General features: G+C 72.7%; 26 protein-coding genes, 1 tRNA gene and 1 other RNA gene. 4 read left to right on the top strand and 24 right to left on the bottom strand.

The annotated features are described in order from the left end of the window. Window position 1 precedes the first annotated feature (1 nt). The 10 genes from ACH45N_RS21720 to ACH45N_RS21675 all read right to left on the bottom strand — a co-directional run bounded on the left by ACH45N_RS21720 (window position 2) and on the right by ACH45N_RS21675 (window position 9572). Window positions 2-802 (bottom strand): ABC transporter permease, encoded by an 801-nt coding sequence (locus ACH45N_RS21720; protein ID WP_397397758.1) that lies wholly within the window; start codon window positions 800-802, stop codon window positions 2-4. Continuing rightward, window positions 799-1782, bottom strand: a complete 984-nt coding sequence (locus ACH45N_RS21715) for an ABC transporter ATP-binding protein (protein ID WP_397397756.1) — start codon at window positions 1780-1782, stop codon at window positions 799-801. The genes ACH45N_RS21720 and ACH45N_RS21715 overlap by 4 nt, the downstream gene beginning before the upstream one ends. Window positions 1783-1825: 43 nt before the next feature. Then, entirely contained in the window at window positions 1826-2632 is an 807-nt protein-coding gene (locus ACH45N_RS21710) for a hypothetical protein (RefSeq protein WP_397397754.1), read from the bottom strand. Between the two features lie 11 nt (window positions 2633-2643). Then, complete coding sequence (locus ACH45N_RS21705; RefSeq protein WP_397397752.1) at window positions 2644-3429, bottom strand: hypothetical protein; 786 nt, start codon at window positions 3427-3429, stop codon at window positions 2644-2646. Continuing rightward, window positions 3426-4370 (bottom strand): ATP-binding cassette domain-containing protein, encoded by a 945-nt coding sequence (locus ACH45N_RS21700; RefSeq protein WP_397397750.1) that lies wholly within the window; start codon window positions 4368-4370, stop codon window positions 3426-3428. The genes ACH45N_RS21705 and ACH45N_RS21700 overlap by 4 nt, the downstream gene beginning before the upstream one ends. Beyond that, on the bottom strand, window positions 4367-4741 hold the full coding sequence (locus tag ACH45N_RS21695; RefSeq protein WP_397397748.1) for a GntR family transcriptional regulator: 375 nt from the start codon (window positions 4739-4741) through the stop codon (window positions 4367-4369). Before ACH45N_RS21695 ends, ACH45N_RS21700 begins: the two co-directional genes overlap by 4 nt. A gap of 151 nt (window positions 4742-4892) precedes the next feature. After that, on the bottom strand, window positions 4893-5999 hold the full coding sequence (locus ACH45N_RS21690) for an aspartate-semialdehyde dehydrogenase (RefSeq protein WP_397397746.1): 1107 nt from the start codon (window positions 5997-5999) through the stop codon (window positions 4893-4895). Window position 6000: 1 nt separating this feature from the next. Next, window positions 6001-7278, bottom strand: a complete 1278-nt coding sequence (locus tag ACH45N_RS21685; protein ID WP_026366136.1) for an aspartate kinase — start codon at window positions 7276-7278, stop codon at window positions 6001-6003. Window positions 7279-7417: 139 nt separating this feature from the next. Continuing rightward, window positions 7418-8683 (bottom strand): ATP-binding protein, encoded by a 1266-nt coding sequence (locus ACH45N_RS21680; RefSeq protein WP_397397743.1) that lies wholly within the window; start codon window positions 8681-8683, stop codon window positions 7418-7420. A gap of 106 nt (window positions 8684-8789) precedes the next feature. Then, on the bottom strand, window positions 8790-9572 hold the full coding sequence (locus tag ACH45N_RS21675; protein ID WP_397397741.1) for a TSUP family transporter: 783 nt from the start codon (window positions 9570-9572) through the stop codon (window positions 8790-8792). 26 nt (window positions 9573-9598) lie between these two features. Here ACH45N_RS21675 and recR point away from each other — a divergent pair, with 26 nt between their 5' ends. Both recR and ACH45N_RS21665 read left to right on the top strand, forming a co-directional pair. Further along, the gene (recR, locus tag ACH45N_RS21670) at window positions 9599-10204 is read left to right on the top strand and encodes a recombination mediator RecR (RefSeq protein ID WP_397397739.1); all 606 of its coding nucleotides are present in this window, start codon (window positions 9599-9601) and stop codon (window positions 10202-10204) included. A gap of 12 nt (window positions 10205-10216) precedes the next feature. Further along, window positions 10217-10786, top strand: coding sequence for a DUF5063 domain-containing protein (locus ACH45N_RS21665; protein WP_285107999.1), 570 nt, complete (start codon window positions 10217-10219; stop codon window positions 10784-10786). Between the two features lie 3 nt (window positions 10787-10789). On the opposite strand, the gene ACH45N_RS21660 is transcribed toward ACH45N_RS21665, so the two are convergent. The 6 genes from ACH45N_RS21660 to ACH45N_RS21635 form a co-directional block, all read right to left on the bottom strand. Beyond that, window positions 10790-11932 (bottom strand): ABC transporter permease, encoded by a 1143-nt coding sequence (locus ACH45N_RS21660; RefSeq protein ID WP_397397737.1) that lies wholly within the window; start codon window positions 11930-11932, stop codon window positions 10790-10792. Continuing rightward, window positions 11929-12849, bottom strand: coding sequence for an ABC transporter ATP-binding protein (locus ACH45N_RS21655; protein WP_397397735.1), 921 nt, complete (start codon window positions 12847-12849; stop codon window positions 11929-11931). Before ACH45N_RS21655 ends, ACH45N_RS21660 begins: the two co-directional genes overlap by 4 nt. A gap of 84 nt (window positions 12850-12933) precedes the next feature. Next, window positions 12934-14367, bottom strand: a complete 1434-nt coding sequence (locus ACH45N_RS21650) for a serine hydrolase domain-containing protein (protein WP_397397734.1) — start codon at window positions 14365-14367, stop codon at window positions 12934-12936. A 185-nt stretch (window positions 14368-14552) separates the two neighbouring features. Then, window positions 14553-15140 (bottom strand): NADAR family protein, encoded by a 588-nt coding sequence (locus ACH45N_RS21645; RefSeq protein ID WP_397397732.1) that lies wholly within the window; start codon window positions 15138-15140, stop codon window positions 14553-14555. Window positions 15141-15177: 37 nt separating this feature from the next. Then, a complete protein-coding gene (locus tag ACH45N_RS21640) occupies window positions 15178-15570 on the bottom strand; it encodes a VOC family protein (RefSeq protein WP_397397730.1) in 393 nt (130 codons plus the stop codon). Beyond that, window positions 15567-16031, bottom strand: coding sequence for a MarR family winged helix-turn-helix transcriptional regulator (locus ACH45N_RS21635; protein ID WP_397397728.1), 465 nt, complete (start codon window positions 16029-16031; stop codon window positions 15567-15569). The genes ACH45N_RS21640 and ACH45N_RS21635 overlap by 4 nt, the downstream gene beginning before the upstream one ends. 77 nt (window positions 16032-16108) lie before the next feature. Between ACH45N_RS21635 and ACH45N_RS21630 the strand changes: the two genes are divergently transcribed. Continuing rightward, window positions 16109-16285: a hypothetical protein gene (locus tag ACH45N_RS21630; protein ID WP_397397726.1), complete on the top strand. Its 177-nt coding sequence runs from the start codon at window positions 16109-16111 to the stop codon at window positions 16283-16285. A gap of 9 nt (window positions 16286-16294) precedes the next feature. On the opposite strand, the gene ACH45N_RS21625 is transcribed toward ACH45N_RS21630, so the two are convergent. The 7 genes from ACH45N_RS21625 to ffs form a co-directional block, all read right to left on the bottom strand. Continuing rightward, the gene (locus ACH45N_RS21625) at window positions 16295-16711 is read right to left on the bottom strand and encodes an NUDIX domain-containing protein (RefSeq protein WP_397397724.1); all 417 of its coding nucleotides are present in this window, start codon (window positions 16709-16711) and stop codon (window positions 16295-16297) included. Continuing rightward, window positions 16708-19290, bottom strand: coding sequence for a DNA polymerase III subunit gamma and tau (locus ACH45N_RS21620; protein ID WP_397397722.1), 2583 nt, complete (start codon window positions 19288-19290; stop codon window positions 16708-16710). Before ACH45N_RS21620 ends, ACH45N_RS21625 begins: the two co-directional genes overlap by 4 nt. 84 nt (window positions 19291-19374) lie before the next feature. Beyond that, window positions 19375-19710: a hypothetical protein gene (locus tag ACH45N_RS21615; protein WP_397397720.1), complete on the bottom strand. Its 336-nt coding sequence runs from the start codon at window positions 19708-19710 to the stop codon at window positions 19375-19377. Window positions 19711-19728: 18 nt separating this feature from the next. Then, entirely contained in the window at window positions 19729-20391 is a 663-nt protein-coding gene (locus ACH45N_RS21610; protein ID WP_397397718.1) for a methionine ABC transporter permease, read from the bottom strand. After that, window positions 20388-21440 (bottom strand): methionine ABC transporter ATP-binding protein, encoded by a 1053-nt coding sequence (locus ACH45N_RS21605; RefSeq protein ID WP_397397716.1) that lies wholly within the window; start codon window positions 21438-21440, stop codon window positions 20388-20390. The genes ACH45N_RS21610 and ACH45N_RS21605 overlap by 4 nt, the downstream gene beginning before the upstream one ends. Further along, a complete protein-coding gene (locus ACH45N_RS21600; RefSeq protein ID WP_397397714.1) occupies window positions 21440-22327 on the bottom strand; it encodes a MetQ/NlpA family ABC transporter substrate-binding protein in 888 nt (295 codons plus the stop codon). Before ACH45N_RS21600 ends, ACH45N_RS21605 begins: the two co-directional genes overlap by 1 nt. Before the next feature lie 380 nt (window positions 22328-22707). After that, an RNA gene (gene ffs, locus ACH45N_RS21595) (signal recognition particle sRNA small type) lies at window positions 22708-22804 on the bottom strand. Between the two features lie 175 nt (window positions 22805-22979). Here ffs and ACH45N_RS21590 point away from each other — a divergent pair. Next, window positions 22980-23064 (top strand) — tRNA-Ser (locus tag ACH45N_RS21590). Between the two features lie 126 nt (window positions 23065-23190). Here ACH45N_RS21590 and ACH45N_RS21585 read toward each other — a convergent pair. After that, window positions 23191-23940, bottom strand: coding sequence for a TetR/AcrR family transcriptional regulator (locus tag ACH45N_RS21585; protein WP_397397712.1), 750 nt, complete (start codon window positions 23938-23940; stop codon window positions 23191-23193). Between the last annotated feature and the right edge of the window lie 80 nt (window positions 23941-24020).

The following is a 24020-nucleotide window of genomic DNA, read 5'->3' as shown; positions in this document are numbered from 1 at the left end:
GTCACGTCCAGCGGAAGAGCTTGACGCCGAGGGGGAAGAGCACCACGGTCCAGCCGACCAGGACGAGCACCTGCGCGAGCGGGAAGCCGTCGGTGCCGAACCAGCCGACGGTAAGCCCCTGGGCCGCGGCGCCGAGCGGCAGGTAGAGGCCGATCGTCTCCATCCAGTCCGGCATGACGGACAGCGGGACCCACACGCCGGAGAACATCAGGGACGGGAAGTAGAGCAGCATGCCCAGCCCGGACGCCGTCGCGCCCTTCTCGGCCCGCGCCGCGACGAGCAGCCCGAGCGAGAACATGGCGGTCGTCGACAGCACCAGGACGAGCAGCACCGTCAGCGGGTCGGCCGCGAACGGGACGCCCAGCACCACCATGCCGCCGACGACGGCCGCGCACGTGGACACGATGAGCGCCAGCACGTTGATCACCAGGTGCGCGCCGATGAGGTTCTGCGGGGGCATCGGCGTGGTCGAGAGCCGCTTGAGGATGCCCTTCTCGCGGAAGGTCGCGAACTGCACCGGCATGGTGGTCAGCGCGATGGTGCCCACCGCGAGCGCGATGATGGTGTGCAGGTAGCTCGTCACGCCCGGCGCCTCGTTCCAGGGCGGTGGCGCGTCGGTCATGGGCTGGGAGAAGTCGGGGATGGCCAGCCCGAGGCCGAGCAGCAGCAGGCTGGGGAAGACGAGCGCGAAGAAGACGCCGGTCGGCTCCCGCAGCCACACCCTGAGCTCGGTGGTGAACAGGGTGCCGAAGCCCCTGGCCCGCAGGCCCCGCGGGACGACTGTGGTCCGGACGGCGGTCATGCCGCCACCTCCTCGTTCTCCTCTGCCCGGTACTCCCGGCCGGTGACCTGCACGAACACGTCCTCCAGGGTGCGCTCGACGGTCCGCACGTCGTCGGGGACGACGTCGGCGGCCGCGAGCGCCTGCACGACGGCGAACAGCACCTTGCGGGTGCCGGTCACCTCGATCTCGTCCCCGGCGGGGACGACGCCGGCGACGTCGGGGTCCCGTTCGGAGAGGGCGGTGAGCAGCCGGGCCGCGCGGCCGCGGGCGGCGTCGTCGGCGAACCGGAGGCGGACGCCGCGGTGGCCCTCGAGCCCCTCGATGAGAGCGGCCGGTGTGCCGTCGGCGACGACGCGGCCGGCGTCGATCACGACGAGCCGGTCGCAGAGCCGCTCGGCCTCGTCCATGAAGTGGGTGACGAGCAGCACGGTGACGCCGGAGTCGCGGACGCGTTCGACGAGGTCCCAGGTGGCGCGCCGGGCGGCGGGGTCGAGGCCGGTGGTGAGCTCGTCGAGGATGGCGACCTGGGGCCGGCCCACCAGGGCGAGGGCGATGGAGAGCCGCTGCTTCTGGCCGCCGGACAGCTTGCCGAACTGCTGGTGGCGCTGGGCGGTCAGGTCGAGCAGGTCGAGCAGCTCCGCGGAGTCCGCCCGCTGCGGGTAGAAGGAGCCGAAGACGTCGAGCGCCTCGCCGACGGTGATCTTGTCGTGCAGGGCGGCCTCCTGGAGCTGGACGCCCACGTGCTCGCGCACGGCCGCGGGGTCGGCCTGGGGGTCGTGCCCGAGGATCCGGACGGTCCCGCCGTCGGCGTGCCGCAGCCCGGCGACGCACTCGACGGTGGTGGTCTTGCCGGCACCGTTGGGGCCAAGGATCCCGAAGATCTCGCCGCGGGCGACCTGGAAGGACACGTCGGCGACGGCGGTCTTGGGGGCGGCGCCGCGACCGGCGCCGGGGTAGGCCTTTCTGAGGTGGCTGACTTCGACGACTGGGGACGTCATGGTCACACTCTTTCTGGGTCGGGTCGGGTCAGGTCTGGGAGGTTCAGGCGGCGCGCACGGGTGCCGTGCGCAGCAGGGCCCGGAGCACGACGGCGGCGAGGACGGCGGCGAGCGCGGCCCCGCCGAGGCCGATCAGCAGGGTCGCGAGGCCCTCGGACGGGGGCACCTCGGCGTGCTCGAGGTCGGGCACGAGCTCGATGTTGGCGATGGTGCCGATCACGCCGCTGCGGGTCGCGAGGTCGGCGAGCACCGCGGGCAGGGCCAGCGGGACGATCAGGAGCGTCCCCCAGGCGCCGGTGTGCGTGAAGCCGAGGCCGATGCACGCGCCGACGAGGATGTAGGTGGTGAGCACGAGGGCTTCGGCGAGCGTGCTGCCGAGCACCGTGAGGGGCGAGTCGAAGGGCAGCGCCCCGAGCCGGCGCCAGGTCATCCCGAGTGACGTGCTCAGGAGTCGCTCGCCCAGCAGGGCGAGCGTGGTCACGACGCCGAAGCCCGCTCCGACGACGACGGCGCCGCGCACCACGCCCTCGGCCAGGGACCGGCGGCTGCCGCCCGCGGCGACGTGGAGCGTGAGGATGCCGGAGGACGCGAGGACGCCGAGCGCGATCATCGGCCAGCGGGCCGCGCCGAGGGTCACGTCGAGCGCGCTGATCTCCAGGTCGTTGCCGGCCAGGGCGTTGCCGACGGTGAGCCCGACGGCGTAGAGCGCGTAGACGCCCCAGAACCAGATCCCGACGGTGACGCCGGAGCCGCGGAGCCGCCGGGCCACGCCGGCGACGCCGCGCAGGTGCCCGGCCCGGGCCAGCTCTGTGCGGCTCATCGTGCTCTCCTCGATGGTCGGTGTTGTCATGGTCGTGCCCCTCAGACGGAAGGTCGCAGCGGGACGGAGCGCAGCGGCGTGCCGAACAGCCAGGCCGCCAGCGCGACGGCGACCGCGCCGCCCGCCAGGCCGAGCAGCACGCCGGCCCCGCCGTCGGGCAGGTTCTGCGGGCCCGCGATCAGGGTGGTGACGCCCGTGTGCGTGGCCAGGTCGACGAGCGCCGCCGGGACGAGCGCGGCGAGGACATAGAGCGAGCCCCGCACCCCGCCGAGGCGGTAGTAGCCGGCCGAGATCGCGGCGCCCACCAGGTAGTACGTGGCCGCGACGAGCGACTCGGCGACGAACGTCAGGGCGATGCCCCCGTAGCCGTCCACCGGCAGCCCGAACTCACGTGCCCAGGTCAGGTCCAGCGCGGCGAACAGCGCGCGCTCGGCGACCAGGTAGAGCGCGGTCACCGCTCCGATCAGCAGTCCGCTGACGAGGGCGCCCTGGACGGTCCCGGTGGTCATGGTCCTGCGCGTGCCGCCTGCGGCGACGTGCAGCCGGAGGTACGCGGCGGGGACGATGATGCCGAGCACCAGCACGAACCAGCGGGACGAGCCGCCCATCTGGGCGTCGACGATGCCCTGGTCCAGGTCCCCGCCGTACCGGGCGTTGCCCAGGATGACCGCGACGGCCACGACGGCGAAGATCGCCCAGTACCAGCCGCCGATCGTGCTGACGACGCGCAGGGTGACGCCGGCCGCGCGGCGGGCGCCGCGTCGCTCGGCCTCGCGGACGAGGGTCGCCCTGCCGGGGCTCGTCACGGCCGAGGTGGTCGCGCTCATGATCGCCCCGGGCCGGTCAGGCGGACGAAGAGGTCCTGCACGGGGACGGAGCCGACCTCGACGCCCGCACCGCGGGCAGCGGCCAGCTCGTCGTCGTCCAGCGCGCCCTCCAGCGTGACCTGCACGGTCGCGCCGAGCTGCTGGCGGTGCAGCACCCGGCGGTCCCCCGCGACCCGCTCGACGGCGTCCTGGGAGCCCGTGAGGCTGAACCCGCGCGCCCGCATCTCGTCGGCGGGCTCGGCCAGCAGCACCCGCCCCCGGTCGATGACCACGACGTCCTCGAACAGCCGCTCGACCTCCTCGACCAGGTGGCTGGACAGGAGGATCGTGCGCGGGTGCTCGGCGTAGTCGGCGAGGAGCTCGTCGTAGAACGCGTACCGCGTGGGCGCGTCCATGCCGAGGTACACCTCGTCGAAGATGGTCAGCGGCGCGCGCGTGGCCAGGCCGATCGTGGCGCCGACCGCCGAGCGCTTGCCGCGCGACAGTGCCGACGGGTGCTTGCGGACGTCCACCTCGAACAGGTCGAGGAGGCGTTCCGCCGTCTCCGCGCTCCAGTCCGGCCGCATGTCGGCGTAGTACTTGAGCGAGGTGGAGACCTTCTCGTCGGTCATCAGGTCGCCGCTCTCGCGGACGAGCTGCGTGCCGGAGGTGATCCACGGGTTCTCCCACGGGTCCTCCTCCTCGCCCTCCGGCCCGACGCGGACGGTGCCGCTGGTGGGGCGGGTGAACGCCGCCAGCAGCGAGAGCATCGTCGTCTTGCCGGCGCCGTTGCGGCCGAGCACACCGGTGATGACCCCGGGGCGGATCGCGAGCGTGGCGCCGTCGAGCGCCGTGCTGGCCTCTTCCCGGACCATGGTGCCGTTCTGCAGCACCCGGTGGCTCCTGCCGAAGTGGACGACGACGTCGTCCAGGCGGGCACAGAACGGTGCGGTGGTCGTCATGACTCCTCCGTGTCTCGCTTCGCGGCGCCCAGGACGTACGCGACGACGTCGTCGGTCGGGATGCCGAGGAGGTCTGCCTGCTGGAGCGCCGGGGCCAGGACCTCCTCGAAGTAGCGCTTGCGGTGGTCCGCGAGCAGGCGCTCCCTGGCCTGCGGCGCGACGAACATTCCCAGGCCACGGCGCTTGTAGAGCACGCCCTCCTCGACCAGACCGGCGAACGCCTTCTGGGCGGTGGCCGGGTTGATGCGGAACGTCGTCGCGAACTGTGTGGTGGACATGACCTGTTCCTCCTCCTTCAGCTCACCGGCGAGTACCTGCGCGCGGATCATCTGCGCGATCTGGATGTAGATCGGCTCGGGCCCGTCGAACACCGGCTCACCCCCTCCGTTGGTTCATTACTTGACTAATGAACCATAGATGCAGGGGCGCGCGCAAGCATGTCGGGGAATCTCGTGCAGAGAAGACGAGGGGCGGGACGGACCAGGAGTCCGTCCCGCCCCTCGGCGGTGCTGCGGGCGCGCTCTACGTGTCGGCCGCCTCCGCGGCGTCGAGCACCGCCAGCTCCGCCAGGTCGTTCGCGATCAGCTCCGCGATCTGGATGGTGTTCAGGGCCGCGCCCTTGCGCAGGTTGTCGTTGCTGACGAAGAACACCAGGCCGCGGCCGTCCGGCACCGACTGGTCCTGGCGGATGCGCCCCACCAGTGACGGGTCGACGCCGGCCGCCGCGAGCGGCGTCGGGACGTCGGCGAGCTGGACGCCCGGGGCGTCGGCCAGCAGCTTGCGGGCCTCGTCCGGGGTGATGGGCCGCGCGAACTCGGCGTGGACCGACAGCGAGTGCCCCGTGAACACGGGCACGCGCACGCAGGTGCCGGCCACGGCCAGGTCGGGCAGACCCAGGATCTTGCGGGACTCGTTGCGGAGCTTCTGCTCCTCGTCGGTCTCGCCCGAGCCGTCGTCGACCAGGTTGCCCGCCAGCGGCAGCACGTTGAACGCGATCGGCGCCGCGTAGATCGCGGGGTCGGGCAGGTCGACGGACGCGCCGTCGTGCACCAGGCCCTCGATCTCCTGCCCGACGGCGGCGCGCACCTGCCCGGCGAGCTCGGCCACGCCGGCCAGCCCGGAGCCGGACACCGCCTGGTACGTCGCGACCCGCAGCCGCTCCAGCCCGGCCGCCTGCGCCAGGGGCGACAGCACCGGCATGGCGGCCATGGTGGTGCAGTTCGGGTTGGCGACGATGCCCTTGACGGCGTCCCCGATCGCGTCGGGGTTCACCTCGGAGACCACCAGCGGCACCTCGGGGTCGCGCCGCCACGCCGACGAGTTGTCGACGACCAGCGCGCCCGCGTCCGCGAACCGCGGCGCGTGCTCGCGCGACGTGCCGCCGCCGGCCGAGAAGAGCGCGATGTCGATGTCGGCGAGGTCCTCGGTCGACGTCGCGGCGACGTCCTCGACGGGCACGTCCACGCCCGCGAACGGAAGGGTGGTGCCCGCCGAGCGGGCCGAGGCGAAGAACCGGATCGCCGCCACGGGGAACTCCCGCTCCTCCAGCAGGCGGCGCATGACGGCGCCCACCTGGCCGGTGGCGCCGACGACGGCGACGTTGACGCCCTGATCAGAGATGGCAACCATGTCAGCGCCCCGTTCCCGCGTACACGACGGCCTCGCCGTCGGACGCGTCGAGCTCGAACGCGGTGTGCACCGCGCGCACCGCGTCGTCCAGCGAGTCCGCGCGGGTTACCACGGAGATCCGGATCTCCGAGGTGGAGATCATCTCGATGTTGATGCCCGCGTCGCGCAGCGCGCCGAACAGCCGCGCCGAGACGCCCGGGTGCGACTTCATGCCGGCGCCCACGAGCGACAGCTTGCCGATCTGGTCGTCGAACTGCAGCGAGTCGAAGGCCAGCTCGCCCTGCACGGCGGTGAGGGCAGCCATGGTGGCGGGGCCGTCGCCGTCGGGCAGCGTGAACGAGATGTCGGTCAGGCCCGTGGCCGCGGCCGACACGTTCTGCACGATCATGTCGATGTTCGCGCCGGCGCCGGCGACGACCTCGAAGATGCGGGCGGCCATGCCGGGCACGTCCGGCACACCGATCACGGTGATCTTGGACTCGGAGCGGTCGTGCGCGACACCGGAGATGATCGGGGCTTCCATGGCGTTCTCCTTCGACTTCTTCTCGGCCGCGACCACCCGCGTGCCGTCGTGGGCGCTGAACGAGCTGCGCACGTGCACCGGCACGCCGTAGCGGCGCGCGTACTCCACGCTGCGCAGCGCCAGCACCTTGGCGCCGCAGGCCGCGAGCTCCAGCATCTCCTCGTAGGAGACCTGGTCGATCTTCCGGGCGGCGGGGACGATGCGCGGGTCGGCCGTGAACACGCCGTCCACGTCGGTGTAGATCTCGCAGACGTCGGCGTCCAGGCCGGCGGCGAGCGCCACGGCGGTGGTGTCGGAGCCGCCGCGGCCGAGGGTGGTGACGTCGTTCGTGGCCTGGGTGACGCCCTGGAACCCGGCCACGATCGCGACCTGCCCCCGGTTCAGGGTCTCGCGGATGCGGTGCGGCACGACGTCGACGATGCGCGCCCGCCCGTGCACGGCGTCCGTGATGACGCCGGCCTGCTGGCCCGTGTAGGACTTCGCCTTCACGCCCAGGTTGGTGATCGCCATCGCGAGCAGCGACATGGAGATGCGCTCGCCCGCGGTGAGGAGGATGTCGAGCTCCCGCTGCGGCGGGAGCGGGGTGATCTGCTGGGCGAGGTCGAGGAGCTCGTCGGTGGTGTCGCCCATGGCGCTCACCACCACGACCACGTCGTTGCCCGCTCGCTTCGCCTCGGCGATCCGCTTGGCGACGCGCTTCACGCTGCGCGCGTCCCCGACCGAGGATCCGCCGTACTTCTGCACGACAAGTGCCATGCGCCTGCCTTCCGTTGCCGGCCTCCGTCTGTCTCAACGGCCCGCCGGGTGGTGGGGTTTGCGCGTCGATGTTACTGCGCTGGGCATCCCGGGCGCTGTGACGTTCACCGTGCGGGACGGCGGGTCACGCTCAGTGCCGTCAGTGGGGCAGCTCGCGCCCGCCCCACAGCGCCGAGAGGGGCAGGGCGGCGAGCCGGTCGCCGAACGGTCGGACGTGTTCACCGAGGTAGACCACGTACCCGGCCTTGAACCGCTCGCCCAGCTTGTCGCGCATCCAGGCGAGATGGGAGAACGAGTCGCTCCTCACCGAACCGGACGCCTTGACCTCGATCCCTACGACGGACCCGTCGCGTCGTTCGAGCACGAAGTCGACCTCACGCCCTTCGCGGTCGCGGTAGTAGGACAGGTCCGCACGCACGGCGCTGGTGGCGAGCTGTCTCGTGAGCTCCGTGAAGACGAACGTCTCCGTGAGCATGCCGGACAGCTGGTGCCCCGGCTGGGCGACCGTACGGGCATCCGCACCCACCAGTGACGCGGCGAGTCCCGAATCTGTGACGTAGGCCTTGGCGGTCTTGGTCAGCCTGGAGGTCAGGTTGTTGGACCAGACCGGCAGGCGCGACGTCAGGTAGACGATGTCCAGGTAACCGAGATAGTCGCGAACCGTGGGCTGGGCGATGCCGAGGCTCTGCGAGATGTCGGTGACGACCAGACCGGAGCCCGAGCGGGCCGCGACGATCCGCAGCAGTCGCGGGACGGTGCTCACGTGACGCACGTCCGCGAAGCTCGCGACGTCCCGCAGAACGACAGTCGAGACGTAGCTGTCGAACCAGTCGTCACGCAGCTCGGGACCGAGACGGATCGCCTCGGGGTATCCGCCGGCGCAGATCAGGGAGAAATACTGCTCTCGCGTCCACACGATCGGCAGCGTGCGCGACGTCAGCCGCTCGGGTTCGAACAGATCGGCCATCGCGTCCGCATCTGTCCGGGTGAGCTCCGCCGCGCTGAGCGGCCAGAGGTCGAGAAAGACCGCGCGACCCGCCAGGGACTCGGAGAGCGTCGGGACCGTCAGGAACCGCGTCGACCCGGAGAGCACGAACTGCCCGGGCGCGTCGCTCCTGTCGGTGACGGCCTTGACTGCGAGCAGCAGTCCGTCGCCACCGCGCTGAACCTCGTCGATGATCCGGGGCGTCTCACCGAAGGTGGCGAAGCTGGTCGGGTCGTCGCGAACGGTGCTGAGCGTCGTGGTGTCGTCCAGGGTCGAGAAGGTCCCACCTGATTCCCCGTGCAGCTCCCGCAACAGCGTCGTCTTGCCTGCCTGTCGAGGGCCCCCCACGACGACGACCCGGAACGCGCCGACGCGCCGTACGAGATCCGCTAGGGCTCGGCGAGGAACGTGACCAGACATACCGCGATCCTACCCGCGGTTTCGAAACTACACCTTCGAATTCGCGGAAGGTGTACCTACAAATTCGCGATCCCTCTACCTCAGATCTCGCAGGGGCTACCGCGGCCTACCCTGCGAAGACGTCCCAGGCGAGGCGGGCGATGAGGGCCCCCACCACGACGACGAAGACCACGCGGACGAACCTGGACCCCTTGGCCACCGCCATCCGCGCGCCGATGTAGGCGCCGACGAGGTTGGCCAGGCCCATCCCGAGGCCGAGCGCCCAGATGACGGCGCCGCTCGGGACGAAGAAGAGCAGCGCGCCCAGGTTGGTCGCGAAGTTCACGATCTTGGCGATGGCGGACGCCGGGAGGAACGAGTACCCGAGGAGGCTCACCAGGCTGATCACCAGGAACGTGCCGGTGCCCGGACCGAGCAGGCCGTCGTACGCGCCGATGAGCAGGCCGATCAGGGCGGCGATGCGCCGGTGCCCGTTGCCGACCCACCGCAGGTCGTCGTGCTGGCCGACGTTCGGCTTGAGCAGGGTCCAGGCCAGCACGCCGACGAGCACCACGAGGATGATCGGCTTGAAGAGCTGGGCCGGGATGTGCGACGCGCCGACCGCCCCGCCGAACGCGCCCACGAGGGCCGCGAGCGCCATCGGCCCGGCGGTGCGCAGGTCGGGCTGGACCCGCCGGTAGTAGGTGAGGGCGCTGGTCGAGGTGCCCATGATGCTGGCGAACTTGTTGGTCGCCAGGGCCTGGACGGGGCTGATCCCGGGCACGAGCAGCAGCGCGGGAAGCTGGATCAGCCCTCCCCCGCCGACGACGGCGTCGACCCATCCCGCCGCGAGGCCGGCGAGCAGGAGCAGGACGATGGTGAGCAGATCGAGTTCGGGCACGTGGTGCATTGTGCCGCCCCGTAGGCTGACCTCTTGTGTACGAAGGCGCGGTCCAAGACCTGATCGACGAGCTCGGCCGGCTTCCCGGTGTCGGGCCCAAGAGCGCGCAGCGCATCGCGTTCCACCTGCTGGCCACGGACAACCACGAGGTCAAGCGGCTGGTGGACGCGCTCACCGAGGTGAAGCTGCGCGTGCGGTTCTGCGAGCTGTGCGGCAACGTGGCCGAGGCCGAGCGCTGCCGCATCTGCCTGGACCCCCGGCGCAGCGACGAGGTGATCTGCGTCGTGGAGGAGCCCAAGGACGTCGTCGCCATCGAGCGCACGCGGGAGTTCCGCGGGCGCTACCACGTGCTCGGCGGGGCCATCAATCCCATCGAGAACGTGGGTCCGGACGACCTGCGGATCAGCGAGCTGCTGGCCCGCCTCGCGGACGGGACGGTCAAGGAGGTCATCCTCGCCACCGACCCCAACGTCGAGGGAGAGGCCACGGCGACCTATCTTTCCCGACTGATGGCTCACATGGGAATCACTGTCTCGCGGCTGGCCTCGGGTCTGCCCGTGGGTGGAGACTTGGAGTACGCGGACGAGGTGACGCTCGGTCGTGCGTTCGAAGGCCGCCGTGTCATCGGCAACGACAAGTAGGTGGAGATCACGATGAGCGAGATCACGCCCGGGTCGGACCTCCGAGAGGTCGCAGACCAGGTGTCCACGCAGGCACGGACGTTCCTGTCGACGGTGACCCAGGTCGCCTCCGGCGGCATGCCCGGGGCGGAGCTCTCGCTGCTCGTGCTCGCCGCGTCCGACCTGCTGGCCGCGGGCGCACGGCTCGCCGCGATCGTGGACGTGGTGCCCAAGGAGCGCTACGAGCCCGACGCCGGGCCCGACACCGACCTCGACCCCCTGCGCGAGGCCCTGTCCAAGATGTTCGACGGGTTCGACGACTACACCGAGGTGGTGGACCCCGTGCTCGGGGAGGACGTCGGGTCGGCGTCGCTGTCGGGTGACCTCGCGTGCGTCGCCGAGGCCCTGGCCAAGGGCCTGCAGCACTTCGACAGCGGCCACGAGCTCGAGGCCCTGTGGTGGTGGCAGTTCTCGTACTTCTCGCTGTGGGGCGAGCGCGCGGCCTCCGCCCTGCGCGTGCTGCAGGTGCTGCTGGCGCACCTGCGCCTGGACGTGGAGGACGACGTCGCCGCCGAGGCGGAGTACGACGCCCTCCACTCCTGACGGTCAGGCGACGCGGGTGCCTTGCGGGAGCTGCGCCGTGGGGACCCGCAGGCGGTTGACCGCCACGATCACGCCGGCGGCACCGAGCAGCAGGTCGAACCCGAGACCCCACGGCCAGACGAGCTGGTCCGTGACCTCGACGGGCTCCACGGGCGACTCGGCCTGCGGGCCGCCGTCCATGTAGACCCCCGTGCACCAGTCCTGCGGCCCGGAGTCGCCCGTCCGGGCGTAGCGCACGCCGTACTGCAGCAGCGCGAGCACGTTGCCGTCCTCGGAGAGCTCCTCCGGGTCGCCGAGCGGCTGCGCGTCCGCGACCACCACGAACGGGTTGGGGGCCAGCAGCCACCAGGTGCGCTCGCTGTGCCACACGTCGATCTCGTGGGTCTGCCACTCGCAGTCCGGCGCCGTGGTCTCCTCCCAGGTGTAGCCCGCCTCGACGTCCCACACGCGGACGTTCTCGCTGGTGGTGGTCGCGGGGACCAGGAGGCCGAACAGGATCGGCAGCACGGCCGTGATCCCGCCGACCGTAAGGTAGGTGAGCACGGCCGACCCCGACGTCTTGGAGACGACGGCCGAGAAGCCCAGCCCGATGGCGCACACGACGCCGAGCACGAGCGCCAGCATGAGCACCGTGGTGAGCAGCGCCAGCCAGGACACTCCGCCGCCGACCAGCGCCCACACCAGGAACGGGATGCTCGCGACGAGGAAGGCGAGCGCCGCGATCCACGCCGCGGCGAGCTTGCCGAGCACGATCTCCGCGGGCGTCAGCAGCGTGACCTGGAGCGTCGCGAGCGTGCCCGCGTTCCGGTCGCCGTTGATCGCGCCCGACGACAGGGTCGGCGCCACCAGCAGGCCGAGGAACAGGACGAAGCCGACGACGATGCTGTAGACCATCCCGCCGAACGACTCGTCGGTGCTGTCGCCCGAGATGATGGCGAACGCGCCGGTGGTCAGCATCGTGATGACGCCGACCACGACGAACCAGACGATCAGCGCGGTCTTCCAGCGCGTCGAGCGCACGCGCTGGCGCAGCTCCAGCACCGTGACGGTGCGCAGGCCGTGCCAGGACAGGGACCAGGTCCCACGTCCGGCGGGCACGCCGCCGTCGGCCGGGGCCGGCTCGACGACTTCCAGGTCAACGCTCATCGCCGCTCCTCCTCAAGGGCCAGGTAGGCCTGCTCCAGCACGCCGCCCGCGGGGGCGAGGCTCGACACGTCGATGCCGGCCTCGACCGCGGACCGCAGCAGTGCCGCGGCAGCGGCGTCGCCCGCCAGCTCGACGAGCACGGCGGGGCCGTCGGACTCCCGGCGGTAGGCCGGGCCGTTCTGGTCCAGCCAGGCCGTGAGCGCCTCCGGGTCCAGCCCGGTCAGGCGCCACTCGCGCGGGCGGTCGCCGTCGACCACCGACTGCGTGGCGACGGTGCGCCCGCGCGAGATGAACACGGCGTCGTCGGCCATCTCGTCGAGCTCGGTGAGCACGTGCGAGGAGACCAGGACCGTCTTCCCCTCGGCCGCGAGCCGGCGCACGAGCACCCTCAGGTCCACGCGGGAGCGCGGGTCCAGCCCGGAGGCGGGCTCGTCCAGCAGCAGGACGGCGGGGTCGTGCACCAGGGCGCGAGCCAGGCCGAGGCGCTGCTTCTGGCCGCGCGACAGGACGTGCGCGGGCTGGTCGGCGAGCTCCGACAGGTGCACCAGCTCCAGCAGCTCGCCGGCCCGGGCCTGCCCGGCTGCCGCCTCCATCCGGTACGCCGCCGCGACCGTCGTCAGCACCTCGCGCGCGGTCAGCGAGTCCCACGTGCCGAACACGTCGGGCATCCAGCCGGTGCGCGAGCGCGCCGCGTAGTTCTGGGTCACCGGGTCCGCCCCGGCGATGCTGATCGTGCCCGCGTCGGGCGTCAGCAGCCCCGCGAGCATGAGCAGGAGGGTCGTCTTGCCCGACCCGTTGGGACCGATGAGCGCGGTGACCCGGCCTGGTGCGGCGACCAGGTCGACGTCGGCCACGGCGTGGACCGGCCCGAAGGAACGCCGCACGCCCTGCGCGCGGATACCACCGTCTGGTGTCATGCGGGGACACTAGCGCGAGTCACCCACACGGGCCGTCGCCCCCGGGGATGAACGGGGCGTACGACCAGGGGATGACGTCGCAGGTCAGGCGCGGCGCCCCGTGCCCTTCACGGCCAGCAGCCCACGCTCGCCGAACGCGACGTTCTGGTCGATCGTCACCGCGACGTCGTCGCCCGAGAACCGCAGCTCCAGGCGCCACTCGAAGGGAGTGCCGAGAAACACCACGCGGCCGCGCAGCGTCGACCCGTCGGCCCAGGCGGCCGCGGTCGCGACGTCGGCCGGGGCGCCCCGGAGCGACCAGGTGCCCGAGACCCACTCCCCGTGCCCGAAGGACACGGCGTGGTCCAGGCCGCCGATCGTGAACGTGACCTCGGTGCGGCCGTCCGCGTCGCGGCCCACGGCGACCGCGCTGACGTCCTGCGGGTTCGGCTCCAGCGCGTAGGTCACCCCGCGCAGCACCCCCTCCAGCGGGGACGCCGCCGCGCCGGCCGGCGTCGGCAGGGCCGGCTCGAACGGGACCGCCTCCGCGCCCGGCGCCGCAGGGGCCGGGGTGACCCAGGCGGCGTCGGGCAGCAGGGTGTCCCAGACCACGTCCAGCACGGACTGCAGGTCCGAGAGGCCCGACGTCATGGTGAGGACCAGGTCCTTCTCCGGCCAGACCACGATGTACTGCCCGAACGCGCCGTCGGCCCGGTAGGCGCCGTGGCGGCACTGCCAGAACTGGTAGCCGTACCCCTGGTTCCACTCGGGCCAGTCGTGCGGACCGTTCGGGACCTGCGCGGCGGTCGCCGCCGCCACCCACTCCGCGGGCACGAGCTGCCGCCCCTGCCAGACGCCGCCCTGCAGGTAGAGCTGCCCGAACGCCGCCATCTCCTCGGTGGTGACCGACAGCCCGAAGCCGCCCACGTCGATGCCGTCGGGGTCCTGCTCCCACGTGGCGTGCGTGATGCCGAGCGGTTCCAGCAGGCGCGGCGTCAGGTAGTCGAGCAGCCGCTCACCGGTGAGCCGGTGCAGGATCGCCGACAGCAGGTAGGTCGCGCCCGTGTTGTAGACGAAGTGCGTGCCCGGCTCGTGCTCCACGGGCTGCGCCAGGATGGCGCGCGCCCAGCCCGCGCCGGGCAGCGAGATGGTGCGGTCGATGCCCTCCATCGTGGAGGCGCTGTGGCCCGTCGTCATGGTCAGCAGGTCGCGCACGCGCAGGGCGCGCAGGTGCTCCCCGGGCTCGGCGGGGGCGTCGTCCGGCAGGAGGTCGACGACCCGGTCGTCCAGGGTCAGGAGCCCCTCGTGGACCGCGATGCCGACTGCCGTGGACGTGAAGCTCTTGCTCACCGAGAACATGACGTGCGGGCGGTCGGCCGTGTGCGGGTGCCACCAGGCCTCGCCGACCACGCTGCCGTGGCGCAGCACCAGCACGCTGTGCACGTCCTCCAGCGCGTCCAGGCCGTCGACCAGACGGCGCAGCGCCGCGGGGTCGAGCCCCACGGCCTCGGGGGTGGACCGGGGCAGGATCCGCGACATGCTGGAGCACGTCCTTTCGCTCGGCGACGCGCCATTGTCGCGGACCGGGCGCGACGCCGGAAGCCCGGGCCCGGCATGCGATATGGCAGCTCAGGCGACGGCCTGGGGAACGCCGCCGACCAGCCGCCGGAACAGGTCGTCCGCGAGCGACCAAGCGTGGTCGCGGGCAACGGCCGGACGCCGGCTCAGTCGTGGTCTTTTCGCAGCCGCTCCCGGGCCTCCATCAGGGCGAAGCCCAGCAGGTTGAGGCCGCGCCAGGCCGCCGGGTTCTCGGCGTTCTCGTTCTGGGCGCCCAGCCCGATGCCCCAGACGCGGTCGCGCGGGCTCGCCTCCACGAGCACCCGGGAGCCGGTGCGCAGCAGGTACTCGCGCAGGTCCGGGTGGGCGGCGAACTTGTGCTCGTTGCCGCGCACCACGATCTCGAAGCGCTCGCGCACCCACACCGCGTCGTCGAAGTCACGGACCGTGCGCCCGGCGGCCTTCGCGAGCGCGGGGTTGGGCGCGTCGACCGCCGCACGCTCCGCTTCCGCGTCGCCGAACAGGCGCGCCTTCTGCGCCATCATCCAGTGCTCGGCCGTGCGGTACCGGACGCCGTCCACCTCGAAGGCCGCCTCGAACCACTGGCTCAGGCTGCCCTTCCCGGCGGTCCCGTCCGGCTCCGGCTGGTGCCCCCAGAAGTGCAGGTACCGGGGCGTGGCGCCGGCCTCGACGAGCATGCGGAGCTCGTCGAGGGTGCGGGCGGAGGCAGGTCGGAGCGTCGTGGCGTCGGGCATGCCGGGAAGTGTGCCAGGAGCCACTGACACGCTCCGGTCAGTCTGCGACGACCTCGACCTCGTAGCCGTCGCCGTTCTCCAGGTAGGCCGCGTAGTGGTCAGGACCACCGGCGTAGGGATGCTTGTCGGAGAAGAGGAGCGCCCAGCCGTGCGCGGCCGCCTCCTCGACGAGCCGGTCCACCTCGCCGCGCGTGCCGCCGTGGAACGCGAGGTGGTTCAGCCCGGGCGCAAGGCGGTCGTGCGGCCCGGCACCCTGCGCCGGGCTCTGCTCGACGACGACGTAGGTGCCGTCCAGGATCCAGCTCACCCCGGCGGACCAGCGCTGGTGCTCGGTGTAGCCGAGCGTGCTCAGGAGCCAGCCCCAGGACCGTTCGGCGCGGGCGAGGTCCGGGACCCAGAGCTCGACGTGGTGCAGTCGGCCACGGGTCACGGGGCGGCCGCCGCGATGACGCGGGTGAGGCTGCGGTGGAGCAGCCCGAGCTCCTCCGCGGACATGCCCAGGCGGTCCATGATGGCGGGCGGCACGCGCAGCGCCTGCTCGCGCAGCGCGCTCCCCTCCTCGGTGAGCTCCACGGCGAGGGCGCGCTCGTCGCGCGGGTCCCGGCGCCGGCTCACGTAGCCGATCGCCTCGAGCCGCTTGAGCAGCGGGGACAGGGTGCCCGGGTCGAGCTGCAGCAGCCCGCTGAGCTGCTTGACCGACAGGGGCGACTGCTCCCACAGGGCGAGCATGACCAGGTACTGCGGGTGCGTGATGCCCATCGGTTCGAGCAGCGGCCGATACAGCGCGATGACGCTGCGCGAGGCGACGGCCAGGGCGAAGCACACCTGACGGTCGAGGGCCAGGAGGTCCTCGGGGTCGGGCGTGACGTCGGCGCGGGACGTGACGGTCATGCGGCTCCTCTCGGATCTTGACCAGCGTAACAGTTGGTGTGCAAACTATTGGTACACCAATTAAACGGAGGCAGAACATGCGCAACCGCGACGGCCTGACGCTGGGCTACCGCGTCCTGTGGCGGCTCAACTGGCTGCTCCTGCACGTGGCAGGGCCGGCCGAGCAGTCCGAGGACCGCGATCCGCGCCGCAGACTGGAGCGCGAACGCGCCGCGAAGGTGGCCCGGTACCGCGCGCAGCACGCCGAGGACTGACGGCCGGGCTCAGTGCCCGGCCGCGGTGAGCAGGTCGTGCGACAACGGCGCGATCGGGTAGCTCGCCACCGGGTCCGCGGGGTCGATCCACACGAGCTCCTCCAGCTCCGCCCGGACCGCGATCTCCGCGCCGGGCCGCAGCCGCACCCGGTAGGCGTGGGCGTCGACGACGTGGTCGGGCTCGTTCGCCGCCGGTGCGCCGAACCGGCCGAGGCTCTCGACGTCCGCCGGGTCGAGCCGCAGCCCGACCTCCTCCTCGAACTCCCGGACCAGGGCCGCCAGCGGCTCCTCGCCCGGCTCGATCTTGCCGCCCACCTGCATGAACGCCTCGGTACCCCGCTTCCGGACCAGGAGGTGCCGACCGTCGGTCCGCTCCACGACGGCGGCGACGATGCGCAGCGTCGTGATCCCGTCGTCCGCGCTCATGCCTGCTCCACGATCTCGTCGATCACCGTTCCGCCCAGCACCTGCACCACGAGCGACACCCCGGCGAGCCCGCCCGAGACGATGTCCGGGTCGTCGTCCGAGGGCTCGTCGTAGTACTCGGACGTGTCACCGGGCGGCGTCGCCTTGGAAGCAGCCGGGCTCGCGGTGCGCGGCTCGGCGGACCCGCCGCTCGCGGCGGCCCGGGCGCGGCGCTCGGCCGCCTGCCGGAGCGCCTCCCGCGCGCTGACCGCACCCGACATCGGCGGGCCGGGCGGCGGCGGGGCCTGGTCCTCGTAGACCGGCTCGGGCTCCGGCATGTCGTAGTCCGCGGGCGGCTCGGTCGCGCTGGCGCCCGACAGCCACGCCTGGTCGGCGGCGCTGGCCGCGGACGGCGGTGCGGCCGCGGGACGCGACGGCTCCGGACGACCGGCCTCGGGCCCGGACGGCTCGGGCCGGGCCGGCTGCGGGCGCTCGGCGACAGCGACGGCGCCCTGCGCCGGGGCCTGGCGCGCGCCGGTCGCCGCGGCGGGGCGGGAGGGAGCGGCGGTCGGGCTGGTGGTCGCGGCGGACGGCGCCGCCGGGGCCGACACCGTGGCGACGCTGCCGCCCGGCGTCGGTACGTCGGGCCAGTCCGGCTCGGGTGCCGCCGCGGGGGCCGGGGCCTCGCGCCGCGGCTCGCCCGCCGGCGCCGCCTGGCCCGGCCCGCCGCCCGTGGGGCTGCCGCCGGGAGCGCCCCCGCCGCCGGACGAGCCGCCGCCGGGGCCCTCGTCGAGCGTCGCCTCGACCCGGACCCGGATGCCGAGGGTCTGGTAGACCGCCTCCTCGACGGCGCTGGTGTGCCGGGCGTTCGAGAAGGCGCGGGCGAGGCCGGGGGCGGCGAAGCCGAGCTTGAGCGTCCCGCCCTCCAGGGCGGCGACCTGCGCGTTCGGGCCGACGAGCGACCACGTCACGCGTGCGGCGGCGAGCGCGCCGAGCACCTCCTGCCAGCGGCGGCGGACCGTCTCCGTGGTGACCTCGGGGTCGGTGCCGGAGGCCGGCGCGGGCTGCGGCGCGGCCTCGGCGGCAGGTTCCGGTGCCGCCTCGGCGACGGGCTCCCGCTCCGCGGGCGCCGCCGGGGCGGGGCTCGGCTCCGGCGCCGCGTCGACGGCCGGGGAGGACGCCGCCTCGACGGCCGGGGCCGGAGCGTGGGCCTGGACCGGCGCCGGTTCGGGGGCCGGTGCCGCCACCTGCGCCACCGGCGCTCGGCCGGCCGCGGCGGGCTGCTCCCGCTTCTTGCGCGCGTCGAGCACCGCCCGCGCGGCGGCGGCGCCGGCGAGCCCGACCGCCGCCGGGTCCTGCGCCGGGCCCGCGTCGCCGGAGGGGACGTCGCCGGACGGCGCCGCACCCGCCGGGGCCGTCCCCGACGCCACGATGCCGCCGCGTTCGAGGCGGTCGATCCGCGCGGCGAGACCCGCCGCGCCGTCGTCGGCGCCGGGGAGGAGCAGGCGCGCGCACAGGAGCTCCAGGTGCAGGCGCGGCGAGGTGGCGCCGGTCATCTCGGTGAGAGCCACGTTGACGAGGTCGGCCGCCCGGGAGAGCTCGGCCACCCCGAGCCGGCCCGCCTGGATGCGCATCCGTTCGAGCTGGTCGGAGGGGACGGCGCGCAGCACGGCGTCCGCGGCGTCGCCCGAGACCGCGATGACGATGAGGTCGCGCAGGCGTTCCAGGACGTCCTCGACGAACCGGCGCGGCTCGTGCCCCGTCGCGATGATCTGGTCGACGACCCGGAAGATCGAGCCGCCGTCCCGCGCGGCGAGCGCGTCCACGACGTCGTCCAGGAGGGTCGCGTGGGTGAAGCCGAGCAGGCCCACGGCGAGGTCGTAGTCCACGACGCCGCCCGTGGCGCCCGCGATGAGCTGGTCCATCACGGAGAGGGAGTCGCGCACCGAGCCGCCGCCCGCGCGCGTGACGAGCGGGAGCACTCCCCCGCCCACCTCGATGCCCTCGGCGCCGCAGATCTGCTCCAGGTAGGGGGACAGCACGTCCGGCGGCACGAGCCGGAACGGGTAGTGGTGGGTGCGCGAGCGGATGGTGCCGATCACCTTGTCCGGCTCCGTGGTCGCGAAGATGAACTTGATGTGCGGCGGCGGCTCCTCGACGATCTTGAGCAGCGCGTTGAAGCCCTGGGGCGTCACCATGTGCGCCTCGTCCAGGATGAAGATCTTGTACCGGTCGCGGGCCGGGGCGAACGTGGCGCGCTCGCGCAGGTCGCGCGCGTCGTCGACGCCGTTGTGCGACGCGGCGTCGATCTCCACCACGTCGAGCGAGCCGGGGCCGCCGCGCGCCAGCTCGACGCACGAGGGGCACTCGCCGCACGGGGTGTCGATGGGCGACTCGGGCGTGTTCTTGGCGCAGTTCAAGGTACGCGCCAGGATCCGGGCGGACGTCGTCTTGCCGCAGCCACGCGGGCCGCTGAACAGATAGGCGTGGTTCACCCGTCCGCTGCGCAGGGCCTGCATGAGAGGGCCCGTGACGTGGTCCTGGCCGATCACCTCGGCGAACGTCTCGGGCCGGTAGCGGCGGTAGAGGGCGGTGCTCACCCCCGCAACGATAGACGCCACCACCGACACTGACGACGTGGCCGTCCACAGGTGGACGGCCACGCCCTCAGGTCGGTCGTCAGGTCACGCCGCGGTGCCGCCGAGGGCCTGCGGCGTGCGCCGCACGCGCGCCCGCATGACCAGGCCGGGGATGCCGGTGCCCAGGAGGATCGGGAACACGGCGACGATCGCGAACCAGAGGAAGATCGCGAGGTAGCCGTACGCGGCGGCCCCGCCGCTGGGGCTGTTGTCCGCCACGACGAGCAGCACGACGCTGGCCACGACCGCGACCACCACGAAGGCCAGCAGGATCACCGCGATCCAGAGCAGGGCAGTGGCCCACTTCCGGTAGGCGGGGCTGATCGGCCGCGGCGCAGGCGGCGGCTGGGCCGGGTACGGGGCTGGCTGCTCGTCCGACATGGGCCACACTCTCCCACGTCAGCGCCGCAGCGCACGGCGCGCCAGGCCGTTCCCGAGCCACTGCACCGCCTGGACGATCACCACGATGATCACCACCACGACGGCGGTCACCGCCCAGTCGTACTGCCGGTAGCCCTGGACGATCGCGAAGTCGCCCAGGCCGCCCGCGCCCAGGTAGCCGCCGATCGCGGACATGTCGAGCACGCCGACGAACAGGAACGTGTACCCGAGGATCAGCGGGGCGAGCGCCTCGGGGACCAGCACCGTGCGCACGATCCGCAGGGGCGACGCCCCCATGGCCCGCGCCGCCTCGACCACGCCGGGGTCGATCGAGACGAGGTTCTGCTCCACGAGCCGCGCGAAGACGAAGGTCGCCATGATGGCCATCGCGAACGTGAACGCCTCAATGCCGATCGTGGAGCCGATGACGGCCCGGGTCAGCGGGCCGAGCGCCACGAGGAAGATGATGAACGGGATGGGCCGCACGATGTTCACCGCGAGGTTCAGCACGGCGAACACGAACCGGTGCTGCAGCAGGTTGCCCGGCCGCGTCAGGTACAGCCCGAGCCCGAGCGCGAGCCCGAGGAACCCGCCCACCGCGAGGGTGATCAGCACCATGTAGGCCGTCTGGCCCGCGGCCTCCCAGAGCAGCGGCGTCAGCCGCTCCCAGTCCTCGCTCATGCGTCCGCCCTCCCGTGATCGTCCACCCAGGTGACGGCGCGCAGCGCCGCGACGGCGGCCTCCACGGAGCCGCCGTCACCGACGAGCTCCACCGTCAGCGACCCGTACGGCCGCTCCGCGACCTCCGTGATGCCGCCGTACACGACCGTGCCGTCCACACCGTGCTCACGCAGGGTGCGCGTGAGCACGGCCGACGAGCCGGTCACCTCGTCCACGCCGACCGTCACGATGTGCCCGGTGTGCCGCGTCCGCAGTCGCGCCAGCACCTCGGGCGAGGGCCGGTCGCGCAGCGCCGTGGCGACGAACCGCCGGGTCGTGTCGTGCGCGGGCGCGCTGAACACCTGGTAGGCCTCGCCCACCTCGACGACGCGCCCCCGCTCCATCACCGCGACGCGGTGGCAGATCGAGCGCACCACGTCCATCTCGTGCGTGATGACGACCACGGTGATCCCGAGCTCACGGTTGACGCGCTGGAGCAGGTCCAGCACGTCGCGCGTGGTCTCGGGGTCCAGGGCCGACGTCGCCTCGTCCGCCAGCAGGATGCGCGGGTTCGTGGCGAGCGCGCGGGCGATCCCGACGCGCTGCTTCTGCCCGCCCGACAGCGTGGACGGGTAGACGCCCGCCTTGTCCGCCAGACCGACGAACTCCAGCAGCTCCGCGACCCGCGCGTCGCGCCTGGCGCGCGACCAGCCGGCGACCTCCAGCGGGTAGGCGACGTTCCCCGAGACGGTCCGGGAGGCCAGCAGGTTGAACTGCTGGAACACCATCCCGATCCCGGCCCGGACCGGCCGCAGGCGCGCCTCGCTCAGCGAGCCGAGCGAGAGGCCGTCGACCACCACGTCGCCGCCGGTGGTGCGTTCGAGCGCGTTGATCAGCCGGACCAGGGTGGACTTGCCGGCCCCGGACTGCCCGATGACGCCGAAGATCTCACCCGTCCGGATGTCGAGCGTGACGTCGTCGACGGCGCGCACCTCGGCGCCCTTCCCCCGGCCCGGGAACACCTTGCTGGCGCCCTCGAACCGGATGATGCTGCTGGTCGCCGCAGGCATCAGGAGGCGTCCTCCTGGATGCCGGCCAGGATCTCCTGCAGCTCGGCGGCCGAGTTGTCCTTGATCACGCCGGTGCCGCCCGAGGCCTCGATCACGCCCTCCTCGACCTCCGGGGAGTGGTAGATCTCGACGAGCTGCTGGAACACCTCGTTGTCCGCGTCGGCCCCACGGGCCACCCACACGTTGATGTACGGCTCGGCGGCGGACGAGTCCGGGTCGTCCGAGTAGATGGCGTCCTCGGCGGTCAGGTCCGCGTCGCCCACGAAGTCGTTGTTGATGATCGAGGCGTCGACGTCCTGCAGCGCCAGCGCCGTCTGCGCGGCGTCGACCGGCGTCACGGTGACCTTCGACTCGTCCTCCAGCACGTCGGCCGGCGTGGAGAACGCGCTCCCGCCGTCGCGCAGGGCGAGCAGGCCGGCCTCCTGCAGCACGAGCAGCGCGCGGGCCTGGTTCGTGTCGTCGTTGGGGATGGCGATCTCGCCGCCGTCGGGGATGTCCTCGACGCTGTCGTGCTTGAGCGAGTAGAGACCCAGCGGGTAGACCGCGGTCGCCGCGATCGGCGTGAGGTCCGACCCGGTGGCGGTGTTGTAGTTGGCGAGGAACTGCAGGTGCTGGAACTGGTTCAGGTCCAGGTCGCCGTCGGTCAGCCCCTGGTTGGGGAGCTGGTAGTCGCTGAAGTTCACCAGCTCGACGCTGATGCCCTCCTCCTCGGCCAGGTCGGTGAAGGTGGTCCAGTAGTCGTCGCCGGAGTTGACGACGCCGATGCGGACCGGGTCGTCGGCCGAGCCGGTGGCGGGCGCGGCCTCGTCGGCGCCGCCGCAGGCGCTCAGCGCCAGGACGGCGGTGACGGCGAGGCCGGTGGTCAGGACGGAGGTGAAACGAGACATGGGTGGTCCTCTCGGGCGCACGGGCGCGGGTATGCCTGTGCTCAGGATGCGGGGGGCCAGCGTCAGGCGCAGGCCGAGGATGAAAGACGACGGCGGGCCACGGCCATCAGCAACGTGGCGAGCTCGGGACGATGCGGGGCGGTCCAGGAGGGACCGCGGGAACGTGCGGCGCTGTCAGCGCTCGCGCATTCGCCCGCCACGCACGCGGCCGCGACACATGGCGTCGCGACAGGTGCGCGACGTCGTGGCGGGGGTCCAGGTGCGGGTCATACGGACATCCTGCGTCACTGCACGGCGTCGAAGCCAATCCCTGCGGGGTAAATCCCACGATGCGGAACGAAAACCGTCCACATGTTGGCTCACCCGCCAGATCCCGGGCATGAAAGGACCCCTCGCACACCCACCAGAGCTCACTTACCCTTGCTGCCTTCCGGCCCTGGGGGAGTTCGGCGAGATGGTGCCGCACGAGGGGTCTGCCGCAAGCCTAACCGATCCGGCGGCCCGGACCGAACCGGGCAGAACCCGCTGTTCGCGACCTCACAGCGCCGCTCCCGGATTCCGATTCGTTGTCCGGGCACGGCGTCCGGTATCCTCGTCAGGCCGCGCCAGACTCCGGTCCGTGGTCGCGCGCCCGCCCTGCTGCGGAGCGCGAGGAGGATTCGCCTAGTGGCCTATGGCGCACGCTTGGAAAGCGTGTTGGGTTAACGCCCTCGGGGGTTCGAATCCCCCATCCTCCGCAGTGTGATGACGCGGGACATCGTTCGTCGATGTTCCGCGTCATCGTCGTTTCAGGCGGCGTCGAACTCGACGCCGAGGTGATCGGCGCCGCGCCCTGTCCGGACAACCGGCTCCGGGGCGAGGAATCAGGGCTCGACGAGGCGCACCCGGGGGCTGGGCCGAAGCCCCAGCGAGGCCAGGAGCCCGCGCATCATGTCGTCGAACATCCCGTCGAAGTTGCCGAACGCGTAGCCGAGCCGGCCGTACGCCACCATGCAGAGCAGGCCGTACACCTGGCGCCAGAACACCATGATGGTGTGGACCGCGCCCACGGGGACCTCCTCGGCCCCGCCGGGGCTGTCCTGCGTGAGCGCGGCCCGGTACGTGTCGAGCTCGGGGGCCAGGCCGGGGGCGACGTCGGCGTCCGCCGGGAAGGGGACGCCCTGCCGCCACAGGGCGGCGAAGCTCGGCACGAACACGGAACCGAGCCGGTGCACGAAGTGCGGCCGGGCCGCACCGGCGACCCCGACGGCGTGCTGCGCGTCGGCGCCGAGCAGCAGGTCGAACTCGTTCCGGTGGCCCCGGCACCACACGAACAGTGCGTGCGTCGCGGCGTGGACCCGCGCGACGTGGTCGTCGTCCGGCTGCCGCGCGACCGCGGCCTCCAGGTAGGCGACCAGCTCGTCCAGCGTGTCGTCGTGGACGGCGGCGAGCAGCCCGGGGCGACCCTCGAAGTACCGGTACATCCCCGGGCCGGCGATCCCGACCTCCTTGGCGACCGCGACCATCGTGACGCCGTCCACCCCGTGCTCGGCGAGGAGCCGGCGGCCGGCGGCACGCGCGTCACGCAACAGCTCGGCACGTAGTCGCTGCCTGCGCGTCGGGGTGGCGGTCACGGTCCTCCTGCGGTACTGCTCACGCGCCCGTCGTCCGGCGCGTGAGCTCCAGTCTCGCACGCGGGACCGCCACCCCGACG

The organism is Promicromonospora sp. NPDC019610 (genome assembly GCF_044389365.1).
Taxonomy (GTDB): Bacteria; Actinomycetota; Actinomycetes; order Actinomycetales; family Cellulomonadaceae; genus Promicromonospora.
Note: the sequence above shows the minus strand (reverse complement) of the source record. Positions and strands in the feature narration are given on the sequence as shown.